General features: G+C 41.1%; 13 protein-coding genes. 9 read left to right on the forward strand and 4 right to left on the reverse strand.

Going from position 1 to position 16860, the window contains the following annotated elements:
• Nucleotides 1–14 precede the first annotated feature (14 nt).
• The 4 genes from L5L98_RS11885 to L5L98_RS11900 form a co-directional block, all read right to left on the reverse strand.
• A complete protein-coding gene (locus L5L98_RS11885; protein ID WP_263141026.1) occupies nucleotides 15–1232 on the reverse strand; it encodes a restriction endonuclease subunit S in 1218 nt (405 codons plus the stop codon).
• On the reverse strand, nucleotides 1229–2698 hold the full coding sequence (locus L5L98_RS11890) for a type I restriction-modification system subunit M (protein ID WP_263141029.1): 1470 nt from the start codon (nucleotides 2696–2698) through the stop codon (nucleotides 1229–1231). The genes L5L98_RS11885 and L5L98_RS11890 overlap by 4 nt, the downstream gene beginning before the upstream one ends.
• A gap of 289 nt (nucleotides 2699–2987) precedes the next feature.
• Complete coding sequence (locus L5L98_RS11895) at nucleotides 2988–4127, reverse strand: reverse transcriptase family protein (protein WP_263141033.1); 1140 nt, start codon at nucleotides 4125–4127, stop codon at nucleotides 2988–2990.
• Nucleotides 4128–4384: 257 nt separating this feature from the next.
• Nucleotides 4385–5590 carry a hypothetical protein gene (locus tag L5L98_RS11900; RefSeq protein ID WP_263141036.1) on the reverse strand — a complete coding sequence of 402 codons (1206 nt, stop codon included), beginning with the start codon at nucleotides 5588–5590 and terminating at the stop codon, nucleotides 4385–4387.
• Between the two features lie 281 nt (nucleotides 5591–5871).
• Here L5L98_RS11900 and L5L98_RS11905 point away from each other — a divergent pair, with 281 nt between their 5' ends.
• The 9 genes from L5L98_RS11905 (at nucleotide 5872) to L5L98_RS11945 (ending at nucleotide 16473) form a co-directional block, all read left to right on the forward strand.
• Nucleotides 5872–6996 (forward strand): TniQ family protein, encoded by a 1125-nt coding sequence (locus tag L5L98_RS11905; RefSeq protein ID WP_263141039.1) that lies wholly within the window; start codon nucleotides 5872–5874, stop codon nucleotides 6994–6996.
• A gap of 100 nt (nucleotides 6997–7096) precedes the next feature.
• Nucleotides 7097–9202 carry a type I-F CRISPR-associated protein Csy2 gene (locus tag L5L98_RS11910; protein ID WP_263141041.1) on the forward strand — a complete coding sequence of 702 codons (2106 nt, stop codon included), beginning with the start codon at nucleotides 7097–7099 and terminating at the stop codon, nucleotides 9200–9202.
• Nucleotides 9203–9211: 9 nt separating this feature from the next.
• Complete coding sequence (csy3, locus tag L5L98_RS11915; protein WP_263141044.1) at nucleotides 9212–10261, forward strand: type I-F CRISPR-associated protein Csy3; 1050 nt, start codon at nucleotides 9212–9214, stop codon at nucleotides 10259–10261.
• 1 nt (nucleotide 10262) lies between these two features.
• Entirely contained in the window at nucleotides 10263–10874 is a 612-nt protein-coding gene (cas6f, locus tag L5L98_RS11920; RefSeq protein WP_088213010.1) for a type I-F CRISPR-associated endoribonuclease Cas6/Csy4, read from the forward strand.
• 812 nt (nucleotides 10875–11686) lie between these two features.
• Entirely contained in the window at nucleotides 11687–12550 is an 864-nt protein-coding gene (locus L5L98_RS11925; protein WP_263141048.1) for a tyrosine-type recombinase/integrase, read from the forward strand.
• Complete coding sequence (locus L5L98_RS11930) at nucleotides 12529–13647, forward strand: IS91 family transposase (protein ID WP_263141050.1); 1119 nt, start codon at nucleotides 12529–12531, stop codon at nucleotides 13645–13647. Before L5L98_RS11925 ends, L5L98_RS11930 begins: the two co-directional genes overlap by 22 nt.
• Nucleotides 13648–14331: 684 nt before the next feature.
• Nucleotides 14332–14775, forward strand: coding sequence for a hypothetical protein (locus L5L98_RS11935; protein ID WP_263141053.1), 444 nt, complete (start codon nucleotides 14332–14334; stop codon nucleotides 14773–14775).
• Between the two features lie 68 nt (nucleotides 14776–14843).
• Entirely contained in the window at nucleotides 14844–15530 is a 687-nt protein-coding gene (locus tag L5L98_RS11940; RefSeq protein WP_263141055.1) for a hypothetical protein, read from the forward strand.
• Between the two features lie 109 nt (nucleotides 15531–15639).
• A complete protein-coding gene (locus L5L98_RS11945) occupies nucleotides 15640–16473 on the forward strand; it encodes a TIGR02391 family protein (RefSeq protein ID WP_263141057.1) in 834 nt (277 codons plus the stop codon).
• The last annotated feature ends 387 nt before the right edge of the window (nucleotides 16474–16860 follow it).

Consider the following 16860-nt stretch of genomic DNA (forward strand, 5'->3'; position numbering starts at 1 on the left):
CCATTACTAACCACTTACTTTAGTTCGCCTGCAAAGGCTTTTTGCAGGATTGATTTTTTGAGTTCGCTTAATGCTAATAGTTTCGATTGATAAATACCTGTTAGTTGTTCAATTTCTATTGAAAGATAATCCATTGTTTTTACAATAACTTTTTGACATTCTAGATTTGGCTTGCTGAATTTGAATGCTTGAATCTGTTTACCGCTTATATGAGGTACACCAAGACCTGTTTGAATTGATAAAACATAGTCCTCAAATTGTTTGCTACCAATCACATGATATAGATAATTCGAATCCACATTATTTAGACTGCGAATTCTTGCTACTCGTTGTACTAATAATGCCGGTAGGTCTGTGGCTGTAATTTTTGAAAATTTCATTCCTGCTTTTACCCATGTGCGATCCATGGCTAAAACTATATCGTTCTCTTGAAGAAGATATTTTTCATACTCAGAAATACTTTCTTTAGGCCATAGCTTTACACCTGCCCACCGTAATGCGCCCTGAACCACATTGTCTCCCCGTATCAAGGGGATAGAGTTAGAATGGGTGACATATTCTTTACTTTTGAATGCAAAGCCAGTTAATAGATCTATTTCCTGACCTAATGTGGTTTCTATCCATCCATCTCCATTTGTGCTAAATATTTGATGTAAATAGCTTTCAAACAGTTCGCGGGAATTTTTAAGGTTTAGTTCTGTCTTATCTCGAACTTGTTCAATTTCAACAAAGGCTTGGTCGAGAATCGTAACAATATACTTTTGTTCTAGGATCGAAGGGAGTGGAATATCTATTTCTTTTAATTTGGCTTTGTTAAGCGTTTTACCTTTTACTTTAATATCGCTACCAGCAGCAACATCCCAATCAAAAAATGTTAAATACCAATAAAGATAATCTTTTAAGACTGTATTTTCATCATTAATATAAAGTGCTGCTATTGCTTCATTTGTATATAGATTACGTCCAGTAAATGCGAGACGCCCTAATGAAAGTTTAAAGCTCACAATAAGCGTATCTTTAGGCACAATCTTGCAAAGCTTGGCCCCTTCGTTAGAGATATATTCTTTACTATTAGATATTACGGGTTTAGTAGATAAAGGCATATCAGCTATTGAGAGCCAAGTATTGTCACTAGTTTTGGATTCATCCCAATACTTTTTATTTGCTCTAGATGGTGTTTTGCCTAATTCAATGCGACAAATATTACCGAGTTTAATTATTGGCCAACTCATCTCAACAACTCCTGAATTTTAGCCAAAATAGTTTTACTTTCGTTGTCCAATGTAATGATGTCTTCAATAATGTTTTTGGGTGTTCGTAATGTAACTTCTACTTCAGTATTAGGATTTTTTAGAGATAAGTCCCAGGTTGTTAGATCGAGTTTAGATACATCTAATGACCAAGATTTATCCGAGTCTTTAAATGCAGCTTGCAGCTCGACAAATTCTTTCAAGTCATTGTCGTTAAGTGGGTTAGTTTTTCCTAAGCTGCGACCTGGTTCGAGTTGGTAGAACCAAGTGCTTTGAGTCGGCTCGCCTTTGGTAAAAAACAACACGACGGTTTTAACCCCTGCACCTAAAAATGTTTTAGCTGGGCAGTCAAGCACTGTGTGTAAGTTGCAGTTTTCTAATAGTTCTTTACGTAGAGCGATGGCGGCATTGTCTGTGTTGCTTAAAAACGTATTTTTGATAACAATGGCGGCGCGACCACCTGGCTTTAGGGTTTTAATAAAGTGCTGTAAAAACAGGAAGGCCGTTTCACCGGTTTTAATCGGGAAGTTTTGCTGTACTTCTGGACGCTCTTTACCGCCAAAAGGTGGGTTAGCTAAGATAATATCGTGCTGGTTGCTTGGTTGTATGTCTGCCAAGTTTTCGCCCAAGGTATTGGTGTGCAGTACGTTGGGTGCTTCAATGCCATGCAAAATCATGTTCATGATGGCAATAACATAGGCCAGTGACTTTTTCTCTTTGGCGTAGAAGGTGCTTTCTTGCAGTATTTTTAAGTCACTGGTTGAAAGTTGCTTTTTCTCGCGGCCGCCTTGGCGCAAATAATCAAACGCTTCACATAAAAAACCTGCCGAACCTGCTGCGCCATCGTAAATTGTTTCACCAATTTGTGGCTTTACTACGTCGATCATGGCGCGAATAAGTGGCCTTGGGGTGTAGTATTCGCCGCCATTTCGGCCAGCATTACCCATATTTTTAATTTTGGTTTCATATAGGTGAGACAGCTCGTGAGTGGCATCTTGCGAGCGGAAACTTAATTGGTCGACCTTTTCTAAAGCATCACGTAATGAGTAACCGCTCTGAATTTTGTTTTTAATCTCGCCAAAAATTTCACCAATTTTATATTCAATAGTGTTAGGGCTTTCTGCGCGTTGTTTAAAGCCTTTTAGATAAGGGAATAGCTCACCGTCGACGTAATCCATTAGGTCATCACCGGTTAGGGCATTGTTGTGGTCAAAATTGCCGTCAGCGTCTTTTGGCGCAGCCCATTTACTCCAGCGATGGTCTTCATCGATGATGTATTGATACTCCTGACCCATTAGCTGTGCTTCAAGTGATTTTGCATACTCTAAGTCATCAAGGTATTTAAGAAACAACATCCATGATGATTGCTCGGTGTAATCGAGCTCGCTAGAACAACCTGCGTCTTTATGAAAAATGTCATCGATGTTTTTAAATGTTTGTTCAAACATATGTAATTTATACCTATTGCAATATGGTACTAGCAGCAAGATTTGGCTTTGAGCTAGTGAAATATGGTTTGCCCTTGAGCTTTTAAAGAGAGACTGAAAACTGGTTGATAAGCGCTCGATTAGGGCTTGCAGTACTTAGAAGCAGTACTTAAAAATAATGGTGCTCATCTTACCAACTAATTTGCAGTAAGTTATGGTTTTCGGTCAAGTTTTAGCGAGAATATATTGCACGATTTAGACATGTCGTGGTTGGTATTTTACTCAATAGGAAGCGCATAAGAGGCTCTGACTATCTAACGCCCTCTTTTTCAAGAGCATTCGTAAAGAGTGTTTCCAGATTAGCCCCGAAGCTAGGCTCGACGTCTTTGCAGTAATTAATCAATCCATAAACATGATTAATCATACCAAAAACAGATTCAAACCGACGATATTTGGCATGTTCAGCTAGCCCAAATTCTGCGATGCCTCGGACATGGAATTGGCAACGTTTTTTATACTGCTTTGACAGCTTCGGAGAATTCCAATCAACATTGAGTCCTAAAACAGATTTGGTGGTACCTGGAGGGATTATCTTTATTTTTTTCTGGTTAATTTGATAACTATTGGCACGTAAAACTCTTGAGACTATTTTGATAATTTGTAGGCAGTCATTTCTTTTTAAAGAGGTTTTACAAGACGAGAAACACAAATCGTCAGCATAGCGTGTATAAACAAATGATTTTTTCTCGGCAAGACGCTGAAAAATATTATCTAATTTCTCAAAAACTAGGTTCGATAACATTGGACTGGTCGGAGCGCCTTGTGGCAAGCGACCTCCAAGAAGGCCTTGCTGTCGTTTATATGGCAGAGACTCAATACTTGCTCGGCTAAACTCGTGATTTGTTTCATCGGCAGGGCTTTCTGGCAGCGCTGTACTGAGTCTGGCTAATTCAAAAGAAACTAACGAATTGTACCCCATCGACTTAAATACACTGTATATCTGAGTTTCTTTAATCGAATCAAAAAAATTCTCAATATCAATTTTCACGAGCCATTTAGCTCCGCTATGTTCTCTCGCACATTTTATAATGGAAGCTTTTCTATGGAATGAAAAGCATCTCCAATGGGGGGGTACTTCCGACAAAATATTGGAACAAATCCATCTCTGTACAATTTTAAGTTGTTCATCAGGTGCAGATACATTTCGTGTGCCCCCATTCTTTTTAGGGATAGAAAATTGCTTATACGGGGAAGAAGTTCTGTCGACAACAGCCCTCAAAAAAAGATAATGAGCACCTGTCATATGGCTAATGTGATTCAAGCTATGGAGATATGAAATACCTTTCTCTTTTTGAAGAGAGGAAAGCTTTAAAAGATCAGAAAGCTGTGCTTCGGAATAACCATTACGAATGCCTTCTTGTATATAAGTATGAGCAGGGCCAATTGTCACAAAGCTACCTTTGATGCTTAGGTTTTGCTGTGGCGGCTCCGACTATGACCGAGACATCGACCGATTAGTTGGAGCCGCCCCAAAAACTTAAGTTTCACATTTTCCATAGCATTGGTAAGTAACACCAATACCAGAGAGCATATTTGGTTAAGCAAAAACATGCTCTCCGCCAACAGTTAAGTTGAAGCCTGAACACCTAAAAAGATGCACCAATCGTAAACCGATTGGTTAACACTAGCATTGGGACACGTACGACCCTACTCAATTAAGCTAGGGTAATAGTTTTTGTTATTAAATTCAATTGTATATTTCATTCGGTTAAGCACTTCCAACTCAACCCTACCTTGCTCTGTAATTTTCAGTTGGTCACCATTCTCGGTGATCATGTTGAGCTTTAAACACAACGCCACGTAATGCTCCCAATCAGCAACAGGCCACTCGAGAGTTTGAAATAATTTATCTTTGCCAAGAGAAGTGGCTTGTTCCAATTTATTCAGCAATAATCGAATAGAAGCTTTTATGGTAAGCGTTTTCTTCTTTGTCATTATCTGAGCTTTTAGTTGTTCTGGTACATCTCTACTAGGGAATAGAGGGGTCCAGCTAGAAAGCCTACCACGTAAAGTCGTAGATTTCGCTTTGTAGTTGTCCACTTTTCGATGCAAAATCGCAGGAATATTGTTAGGTGCAGAGTGCCCAAAGATGACTCTTACAGCCGTGTTATCATACCCTAACGGAATTCCTTCTCTATTATTTGCATATCTAATACATAAATCAAAAATCGCTTCAGTATTAGGTAAGTTATGAAATGTGGGGCACTCGTTAATAACAAGCAACTTGGCTTTCATTTCATTTTTGCACCACTTTTCAACACATTTTTTACCTTGATTCGTCGCCATAAACGCCACAACAATAATTTTTAGATACTTACCTGACACCCAACTTCTAATGGAGGGATGTCTGTATACTGCTTCGAGGAAATCACGAGTTCTGTGACCTGAACCAATTAAGTCATCAATCAGAATGAGAGTCTTGATTTTCTTATTTTTGATCGTGGTTATTGATGGAGAAGCTTTCATTTCGCCATTTTCAGTGGATACTTTTTCTAGGATTACCTTTGCCTGCAAAGACCTACTTAATCTAGTAATTAAATTTGAAACGAATGCCTCGCTACCTTGAACAGCTTGCCCGTGTTGCATCGTAGGAGGCTCTATAGCATCAGTTAGTGAAAAATAGCTTTCATCTTCTGAAAATAATTCCCTAATTGGATAAATTGCAGCACTTTCATACTGCTTTAAGATTGATTCTACAACCAACTTAAGGTCACTAATCACACGATCTGTAGGAATATAAACTAATTCATCAAGTAAATTGCAAGCAACAGGCCGGTCTTGTGGCAAAAACTGAGACAGCCAATCTTGAGTTGCAGGAATATTGGAAAGCAAGTGAACTCCTTGTGTTGCCACCAAACGAACTCGTTTAAAGCTATAGCTTTGTTTGATTTGGTAAAATTTCGAACTCATCTTACCAACTAATTTGCAGTAAGTGATGGTTTTTGGTCAAGTTTTCAAATGATTTATTGTAACTATTTCATAATACTTAAGTATGTTTGAAGCGTTTATTGCACACCAATTGTAATTTTGATGAGAGCGATACGGCCAAAGCTATCGATGTAACATATTTGTTTCTTGTAATTTTAGATAAAGGCTTATAAGTTAAGCTAAGACTTCCTTAGTTTTGGTGTGGTATGGCTTTTCTATTTTCACCTAAATCTCGTGCGTTTAATGATGAGTCGCTTGAAAGCTACTTGCTGCGAGTAGTGGCTGAGAACTTTTTTGACTCTTACCAGCAACTCAGCCTGGCGATACGAGAAGAGCTGCATGAGCTTGATTTTGAAGCCCATGGTGCTTTTCCTATCGAGCTAAAACGCCTCAATATTTATCATGCTAAGCACAATAGCCACTTTAGGATGAGGGCGTTGGGTTTGCTTGAATCCCTTCTTGGTTTACCTCCTCATGAACTGGAGAAAATAGCCCTATTTAGATCGAACAGAGTCTTTATGGGGTCTAACGCTGCCGTGCATCGTAATGGTATCGATATCCCTTTAAGTTTTATCCGTTATGCAAATGAGGATAATGTTGAGAGTGTGCCCGTTTGCCCTCAATGCTTAAAGGATGAGCCTTATATTCGGCAAGTTTGGCATTTAAAGCCATACACTGCCTGTACCAAGCATGAGTGCGAATTGATTCATCATTGCCCCGAATGCAAAGCACCGCTCAACTATATTGAGAATGAATCAATTGGCTATTGTTCATGTGGATTTGAGCTTTCAAAAGCGGAAATTGTTCGCGCTAAACAGCCTGATCTCATGTTAGCGAGGAGCCTTATTGGTGGTGATGTTACCTCTACAAATTCACTTATTAATGAAACATCTGCGACTCACCGACTTGCGGCTCTACTTTGGTACCAAAAGCGTCATGGTGGAAGTAATGACAATTCTTTTAGCGATGCAATTGAGTATTTTGATAACTGGCCTGACAACTTTTATCAAGAACTGGATAAACTGACGCAAGGCGCTGAATTAAGGCTGATAAAGTTATTTAACCACACTGCATTTCGATTTATTTATGGTGAGTTAATTCTGCATTCCCGCTGTTTGTATCCAGAGGATAAAGATCCACATTTTATCTATGTTGCTTTAATGTGTTATTTGCAAAGATTAGTTGAGCTACACCATAAATCGAAAAAGCCTAACGTGGCTGATACTCTAGTGACAGTTGCAGAAACGGCGGTTTTCCTGTCAACAACCCAAGAGCAAGTTTATCGGCTTCATCAAGATGGGATATTAACGTCGGCGTTTAGGCAAAAATGAAGCAGAGGATTGATCCACATATTGGTGTTTTTTATTTAAGACAAGTGATTGAGTATAAAAGCAGCTTCGGCAGTGATAGACAGGGGATGTACTTATCGGCATGGTAAAGAATTTACATTTGCGAGAACTGCTAGATATTGAAGATGTTCAAGCACGTTCGGCAGCGTTGAGGCGTGCATTTGCTGCTTATACAGAACCGTTAGATGTGACTGGCGAGGAAAGCTCTGCCCTAATTATTTTGCTTAATCTTACCTATCCGAAAAAGTTGGTGGATGACTTACTAGATAAAAGCTTAGCTAGAACAACTGTTAACAACCAAACCCATATTGATATTTGCATTGACGAAGTACAATGGCTGCATACCCATAATCTCAAGTACCCAGATATTCGGGTCAGTAAACAAAGGCTCGTTGCCTTCAGTCCTCAATTACATCCCAATATGTTGAGTAGCGCTAATTGCCTGCGTACTTTAGGGTGGTCTCATGACAGTGCGAAAGTCAATTTTGCCAAGCTGTTTGGCCGCCAGTTTATTTGGCAAGGTAAAGTAACTTGCCTTGCAACATTAATGTGTGAAGCACCAAAACACTGGAAAGAGGCTTTTCAAGAACTTGGCATGCCTGTTAAACAGTTTATGAATATTTGCGGCAGGGTGAAGCATTTTTTACCTGCGCAGTTAAGCCCAGATAAAGTCGATAAATACTCCGTACAGGTTCGAATGCCATTCCGTGATGGATATATAGCGATTACCCCCGTTGTAAGCCATGCACTTCAGTCTGAACTCCAGCAAGCAGCAATCAAAAAACAGGGCCGATATACCAGTCTTGAGTTTATTCGTCCTGCGGCAGTCAGTGAGCTAGTCGCATCTCTTGGCGGTAATGCTAAAGCCCTGAATTATCCGCCTCGTATTAATAAAAAAACTCACGGATTAGGCAACAATTTACTGGCTAGGGTTTTATCTGGTCAGGATGTATTGAATCAAAATGTATTGTCACAGCCTCGATTTGTGAGGGTATTGGATGAGCTGTTATCGAATGAATCAGCATTGGCGTTAAAGCAACGCAGGCAACAAAAAGTCGCCAATCTTAGACAGATAAGAGCGATGTTATCTGAGTGGCTTGCGCCAATGTTGGAATGGCGATTAGAGGTTAAAGAGGGGCCGATTCTTCTTAGCGAGCTTGAGCCTATTAATGGCTCATTAGAGTATCAGTTTTTAACCTTTGAGAATGAGCTATTACCTGAATTGCTGCTGCCTCTGTTCGGCAGATTGAATTCGGTGATGTCGCATTCAGCAATGATAAGTCAGTATGCCTTTCATCAGAGACTGATGCCCCTTCTTCGAAATAGCTTGAAATGGTTGTTAACTCATTGGGCTTATAAAGAACCTTTGCTACAAAATGATGCTGAAGGTGAGCATTTCCAGCGATATTTACATTTGAAAGGTATTCGAGTGTTTGATGCCCAAGCTTTATCTAATCCGTATTGTGTTGGCATTCCTTCTCTCACAGCTGTTTGGGGAATGATGCATAACTACCAGCGGCGATTAAACGAAGGCTTGGGTACTCAGCTTAGATTAACCTCATTTTCGTGGTTTATTCGTCAGTACTCATCTGTCTCGGGCAAAAAACTGCCTGAGTACGGCATGCAAGGATCGAAAGAGAATCAATTTAGACGAGCTGGAATAATTGATAATAGACATTGTGATTTAGTGTTTGATCTTGTCATTCATATTGATGGTTATGAAGACGATTTAGTTATCTTAGATAATCGAACTGAAATGTTGAAAGCAAGTTTTCCGGCGAACTTTGCCGGTGGAGTAATGCATCCTCCCGAGTTAGATGCTGTTGGTGCGTGGTGCCAGCTTTATCAATCCGAAGCTGAACTTTTCTCAACATTGAAAAGACTGCCTATGTCAGGAAAATGGATTATGCCGACGAGATATTCAATAGATAATATTAGTGATCTTCTGTTTTTGTTGGATAAAAATTCATCGCTGTGTCCCACTATGGTTGGCTATTTACCATTAACTGAACCCGTTAGCCGAGTTGGTAGCCTAGAGCCTTTACATTGCTATGCTGAACCAGCGCTTGGCGTAGTTGAGTGTGCATCGGCAATTGAGATAAGGTTACAGGGGCAAATAAACTATTTTAAGAGAGCGTTTTGGATGTTAGAAGCAAAAGAGCATTCAATGCTGATGAAACGGATTTAAGGAAGGTGTATGGAGCTATGCAATGTTTTAAAGTATGACCGATCCCTCTACCCAAGTAAGGCGGTATTTTTCTATAAAACGGCCGATTCTGATTTTGTTCCTCTTGAAGCTGAAATCACTCGTATACGTGGTCAAAAAGCTGGATTCACTGAAGCATTTACTCCTCAATTTAAATCGAAAAACTTAGCACCCCAGGACCTTACACACTGTAATCCTCTAACGATTGAAGAATGTTATGTTCCGCCAAATGTAGGGCACATCTATTGCCGTTTCTCGCTAAGAGTACAAGCTAACTCACTCAAACCATCTGGCTGCAGCGATCCTGAAGTTTCAACTTTGCTTGAAAAGTTGTCTGCAGCATTTAAGGAGTGCGAAGGTTACCAAGAGCTGGCGAGCCGTTTTTGTAAAAATCTGCTGTTAGGAACTTGGCTCTGGCGTAATCAAAACTCTGGTAACACTCAAATAGATATTAAAACCAGTGCGGGAAAGTATTATCAAATCAGTAATACGAGGCAGTTAGCTTGGAATATTTGGTCTGATGAAGCCCGGACTGTTCTTGATGAATTAAGTAAAGAGATGCACTTAGCTTTGACTGATCCGAATGTATTTTGGAACGCCGATATTACAGCAAAAATTGAGACTGTCTTTTGCCAAGAGATCTACCCAAGCCAAACCTTTGGTGAAAAGTTCGCAGAAGGTGAAACTTCAAAACAGTTTACTAAGGTTAAATGTGCTGATGGTCGTTATGCGGTGAGCTTTAATTCGGTCAAGATAGGTGCGGCGATTCAATCAATTGATAATTGGTGGGATCAGGACGATGTTAAACGATTACGAGTACATGAGTACGGTGCAGACAAAGAGCTGGGTATTGCACGGCGTTCACCTGAATCTGCACTGAGTTTTTATACCTTATTTGTAAATACAGAGCTGTATTTAGCTGAACTCAAGCAACAGGCCGCAGAGTCAGGGCATTCAATTCATCCTAATATTTTCTATCTTTTTGCTGTCCTGATAAAGGGTGGCATGTTCCAGAAGAAAGCCGAAACGAAGAAGGCATAATATGCAGCGCTACTATTTTATGGTGCGTTTCTTACCACAAGAAGCAAACTTGGCCTTGCTAATGGGGCGTTGTATCTCAGTAATGCATGGATACATCTGTAAACATGAAATTAAAGGTCTTGGGGTGACATTTCCTGCTTGGTCAAACGCTTCTATCGGTAATGTCATTGCTTTTGTTCATTCTGATGAAATTGTATTGAGTGAGCTGAAGCAGCAATCCTATTTTCAAGATATGAAAGAATGTGGCTTTTTTAGTCTTGGTAACGTTGACGTTGTACCTGATGATTGTGCTGAAGTGATGTTCAAACGTAATCAGGCAATTGCAAAGATTTTTGTTGGCGAGGCCCGCAGACGCTTAAAACGTTTGGAAAAACGAGCGTTAGCTCGAGGTGAGACGTTTAATCCTATAAAAAATACTCAGCCAAGAGAGTTTAACATTTTCCATCGTATAGCAATGAGCAGCGGTAGTAATAAGCAAGATTACCTTCTTCATATTCAGAAAATGGTAGCAAAGAAGCAAACTGAACCATTATTTAGTAGCTATGGATTTGCCAGCAATCAACAACAAAATGGAACAGTACCGGAGCTATCTCGTCTTGTAGATAAAATCTGACCTTTTGGTTTTGTTGTTGCAGTAACATTTTAATTTTAAAGCCAATTATCTGTTAGAGAAATTATATGGTTATTTTCTGAGTTTTGGCTCTAGTAATTGATTTTATATAGGTTTATTTTATAAGTGTATAGTGACCCGCCGAATAGGCAGTTGAAAATTATTACAAATAAAGTTATACAAAACCCTCGATGTGACCTGCCGAATAGGCAGCTGAAAATCGCGAAAATCGTGATTTTAAAGTCGACTTTGAGATGCCTGCCGAAAAGGTAGTTAAACCTCCTCCCATTGTTATGGGAGGAGGGTTTTATCTGTAAGATTCATCGTTTCTGACTCATTTCTGCCCCAAAGCTTGATAGCACTCGGCTGATGAACAGCAAACTTACAAACGAGTTGCCCTACAAATTCTTATCTATTTACTCAATGTTTGGCCCTACCGTAAAGCGACTAATATTGCATGGGTATACGTAGTACCATATTCGCAAGCATTTAGACGAATTTTTAGTCCATATTCGTGCACACTTTCTCATTACTTTCAAAATAAATAGCTTTAAAATTAATAATTTATATTACTCATTAGCTAGATAATAGGTTTGGAAAACGCGCATGCGCATTTTCACAGATGGTGTATTTAATAAAAAGCTGATAAGTTCTTTACAATACAACCAATTAACTGTGCGTGTTTTCACTGGTCTAACATGATAAACGCAGATGCGCACTAATAAACTGTTGAACTAAGCCGCTGCGCGGAGCCTAAAGCGAACCACTGCTCCACACTTACTCCTAGGGATAACCCCTCACCTAGGAGGTCTACCATGTCATCACTTCTGCAACAATTCCATGATGAGATTCGTTTACGTGGTTACTCGGCCCGTACGCGTAACGCTTATTTGTATGCCATCACCCAACTGCAGCAGTATGCCAACCAACCGCTCGATAACATTACGGATGAGCAGCTTACGGCTTATTTTCGTTATTTGAATCTTGAGCGGCATCATTCCAGAGCTACCTTAAAGTTACAGCTTAATGGCATTCATTTTTTCTATGAACATGTCCTAAAACGTGACTTTACGATTCAGCTAAGTTTACCTAAACGTCCGCACAAACTGCCGCAATTGCTGAGTTGCCAAGATATCGCGGCACTGCTGTACCACTGTCAAAGCCTGAAACAACGCGCCATGTTGGCGCTGTGTTATGGTTGTGGTTTGCGTGTCAGTGAGTTAACCCATATTAAGGTTGCTGATATCGATGGGCAGCGGCAGTTGCTCAAAGTGTGTCAAGGCAAGGGGGCCTGCGACCGCTGGGTGATACTCTCACCGACTTTACTCACCCTGTTGCGTCAGTATTGGCAAGCGTATCATCCCGTCGAATGGTTGTTTGCCTCGACCTATCATGATGTGGTTTATCCGCTGCATGAGTCGACCTTTCGTAAAGCGTTAGCGAAGGCGGCCCGCTTAGCGAGTATCACTAAGCCATGCAGCCCACACAGCCTAAGGCATGCTTATGCGACCCATCAATTACAAGCGGGTATGCCCCTTCATCAATTACAGGCCCAACTTGGTCATCACAGTATTAAGTCCACCGAGCGCTACTTGCATTGGTCGCCGGAATTGGGTCATCAAGGGTGTGACTTGCTAGCAAGTCTTGGGGGGATGCAATGGCAACCACCTACCATTTAAGCGATATCCTTCATCAGCACTTAGCCCACTACCAACAGCAGCATAAACTGACCGAACAGCAAGCCTTAGTCTGCCAGCATATTCAGCAGTGTCGCACGCAAACCTTAGGCATACAGCACTGGCGTTGTGATACTTGCCAGTATGAGCAGCAGGTGTTTTGTTCCTGTGGTGACCGGCATTGCCCTCGTTGTCAGGGAAGGCAGACACAAGCATGGATTGCTGCGCAACAGGCGCAAGTCTTGCCTTGCCGCTATTTCCATTTGGTCTTTACCTTACCCCACGAGTTGAACATCTTGGCGCACTACGCTGCCAAGCCGCTATACAGCGCCCTGTTTGAGTCGGTGTGGCAGACGCTTGCGCAGTTTGGCATGAAACGGAAACACCTTCAGGGTCAATTGGGTTGCACTATGGTGCTGCACACGTGGGGGCAAACCTTGAGTCAGCATATTCACTTGCATTGCTTAATCCCGGGTGGGGTGCTGACGTCAGCGGGAGATTGGCATAGCGTGAAAACGGATTATCTGTTTCCGGTGAAAGCCTTGTCCACCGTGTATCGGGCCAAGTTATTACGGGTGCTTCGACAACATGAGCTGGCTATCCCTGCGGCTGACACCTTAATGGCAAAACCGTGGTGTGTTTACAGCAAAGCGTGTCTGAGCCGCGCCGAAACCGTGGTGGAATACCTCGGGCGTTATACCCGTAAAGGCATGCTGCATGAATCAAGAATTGCCGACGTCACCGCAGAGCATGTCAGCTTTTACTACAAGGACTATCGTGACGGTCAGCAGCATAAGCAAATGCGGCTAAGCTGTGATGAGTTTATCCGCCGTTACTTATTGCATGTGTTGCCCAAAGGGCTGATGCGAGTGAGACACTTTGGTTTTCTCGCCAACGCTTGCCGCCGTAAAAAGCTCGCGCTTATCCAGCCGCAATTACGTAAGCCGCAGGTGGTATTGGTGAGTCCTTTAGTTAAGGAGGACTGTTTGTGGTCATGTCCGCAATGCCAGTTAGGTCATTTACAGTTTATTGGGCTGATAAGACAGCAGGGATTAGTGATGATTAACAACCAAAGTCAGCCAATATGCCTGTCAGGATAACCACTCCCTCAAGACGTAGCGTAACCGACAGCGAAAAGCAGCCTGCCTTATTGGGTTAAGCCGATGAGGGGATAGGGTGTGAGTGTCAGCCTGAATGCGGGGCCCAAATGCGGTCAACCAAGGTCAATAATCAGTCGAAAGTGAGCGTAAAAGAATGAGAAAGCTAAAACGATATCAAGTGATTACCCATCAAACTGTATAAAAAACCGCTACCGCAAAAAAGCAAATTCCTATAGCATTATTCATACCCATTTACACGGATGTGGCAGCGGCCAAGTCCAACAAGCGATTTATGCCCTGCAAACAGCACAGCGCATAAATACTAAGACGTTAGTATCCGTATGGTTCCTTTGGCCAACGACAACAGTGATAAGGAGGTGTCTATGGTACAAACATTAACTGCTCGAACTCGTATTTTTTTAAGCTCTACGTTTGAAACTGTATGGGCTATCGGAGTCAGCAGCGTGGCAGGTTTGCACCTATTGGCCTAAGTGCATTCAATGGCTAACAAGCGCAGTCATAGGGACAAAGTTTCCGCTGCGCTTCAACTTTCCCGTGCTGCGGGCGTTATGTTTAGTATCAATATCAGGAGTGGTAGTGGTTAGTCGAAGAAATCTAAAAAATGTTCACGAGGATGCCGTTCTACGAGGGTTCACATCTTATCTGAAGTCATTGGGCTCAGTATTGGAAGTCATATCCAAACCAGAGCCTCCTGAAGCAATCGTTGAAATTGATGGTAAGCAATCCTGGATTGAAATTACCGATGCATTTTTGGATATCGCCCATGCTAAAGGTCTAACATCCGGTGCCGCTGATGATGTAGAGCATATATCTGATAGTGGTCGTCTCATCTTGGAACCAGATGATACTTTTAGAGCATCGTTGTTGGCAGTGATCGAAAATAAATATGATAAAAAATCAATGCAAAAAGTTGCTTCAGCTCATGGTCCAGGAATTCTCCTTGTCGGAATCTTCACGCCTTTTAATAGTGCTGGCGCAGTTTCGAAAGAAGAAAAAATGAATGTTAAAAACCTAGTCGAAAGTAAGTCCTTACCAATCTTTAGTCATATTTACGTTTACGATGGCACTGGTAGCAGGGAGTTCCACCTTCTCTACCAAAAAACATAACAATGCGCTGCAGAGGGACGGCGTTATGTTGTTCTCAGGCGACATCATTAAAATCGAGATAATGGATTATGGAATTAAGTAAAACTGTAAAAAACGAAATTAATGCGCTAATTGAGATTGGAGATACAATTCTTCAGAAAGCATCTAGGGCTGATAGTAGCTTAGAGGGCAGTGACTTGGCAGAGGTTTCTTCATGGGTAACCAGAATCGGCCAACTTTTAAGAAAGCTATACGGCGAAAATAGCCAGCATTATGTGAATTTTGATCGTGCAATCTCGACTAAGAATTTTTATACAATTCATAGCAATTGGTATGGCCATATTTCTCAAGTCCAAGGAATAGCCTTAACCGTTAAGCATGATATTGAAAATGATCTCATTAGCAGCATTAAGGGCTTGCTACAGGCTGAAATTTTTGCAAACTTTTTAGAAATTGGTGAGCACTTATTATCTGAAGGCTATAAAGATGCAGCGGCAGTTACAATCGGTGCTGTTCTTGAAGATGGCCTTAGAGAGTTATGTAAGAAAAATAATATTGCTATTACCAAGCCGAACGGCTCTCCATTAACAATTGAGCCGTTAAATGCTGAGTTGGCAAAAAATGAAGTTTACTCAAAGCTGACACAAAAGCAGATCACAAGTTGGGCGCACATACGGAATAAAGCAGCTCATGGTCAGTACAACGAATACGATGAGTCTCAAGTAGAAATGATGTTGTTGTTTGTTCAAGGCTTTGCGGACCAGCATCTTGCATAAACAACATAACAAACGGCTATTGTCGCCCCTTCTGGGCAGGGACTGTCTTTCCGCAGCTCCAAGTCAACCCCAAAGCCGAGCGTTAGGCATTTAGTAGGAATAAAGGATTATGATAGCGAGATTAGCAGGCATAGATTATCGAGGATTTGGAGGAATTTCGCAGCACTGTATAGATGCAGTTGTCGAAATGATACACTTCGGTAGGCAGATAAACGAAGTGAAAATCTTAACTTCAGGAAGTGGTTACGACTGTCATCATGCACTTATATTAAATGTCGATACCGATGTAATTGTTGCAATAAAGTCTGGATTCACATCAGGCTATTCTGGTGAAGGTCCGAGATCTTTTTCTTATGTACTATCAATACTCAGAAAATTCACAGAAGAAATTGATGAGTATCTGGTTTCTTATAAATTCCTCGAGAGAATAAATAAATCTGCGCTAACTGAAAAAGACTTAAATTGGTTATCAGAGCAACGCCCAATAAGACCCCTGCGTTGGTATGACTATATTTATGAGCGACACTATTCTGAATTCAGCGTAAGACAATATTTTCCTCCAGAAATCCCATTTTCATTATTAGATCCTCGGCTATATGAAATAGCTCTTTCATTTAAAAAAAATCCCGATAATGCGCTGTTAGCAGGTTATAGATTGTTAGAGCGCTTGATCAAGGACAAGTCGGGTTTAACTCAGGAAACAGGTGCAAAGCTATTCTCCAAAGCATTTCAGGGGGAGGATGCATCACTATACTGGGATGATCTTGATGGAAGTGAAGCTAAGGGGCGTGCAACGCTTTTTTCATGCGTTTTTATGGCTTACAGAAATCGGCGCGCTCATCAAGAACCAGATGACGACATCCATGAAGATTTAAGAGAATTCATGCTATTGAATCAACTTTTTATTTTGGAAGAGTCTTCAAAAGTCCGAGAAAATGCCTAGCAAACGCCTCAAGAGGGACAGTCAACGTGTGGCGTTTCCAGTCCCAATGAGCAGCTGTTGTTATGGTTGTTGTGTTTGAGTTTAGTGTTATGCGTTGCCAGCCCCTTAGGCAGGCATTAAGCCATAGAAATTCTTATCCGAAATTCACCTGATACAGTTGAAGTTCTAACACGCTTTTGTCCAAAAGTGATTTTGCTAAGGTTTAATAGACATTCGTAGTAAAATTACAGTTTCTCACTTTAGTTATTTTAGAGTTGCTCCTATTTGTCAGACTATGGGTACATTTTATGTCAATGTATGGTTATATGTTTTAGCTAAGTACTTGTTCCTAGGTATGCTGCTATGTCATGGTTTGGTTTCAGCGACAAGTAGTTGCCGAATCGGCAG

It is taken from the genome of Shewanella sp. SM23 (genome assembly GCF_025654295.1).
In the GTDB taxonomy this organism is placed as follows: Bacteria; Pseudomonadota; Gammaproteobacteria; order Enterobacterales; family Shewanellaceae; genus Shewanella; species Shewanella oncorhynchi.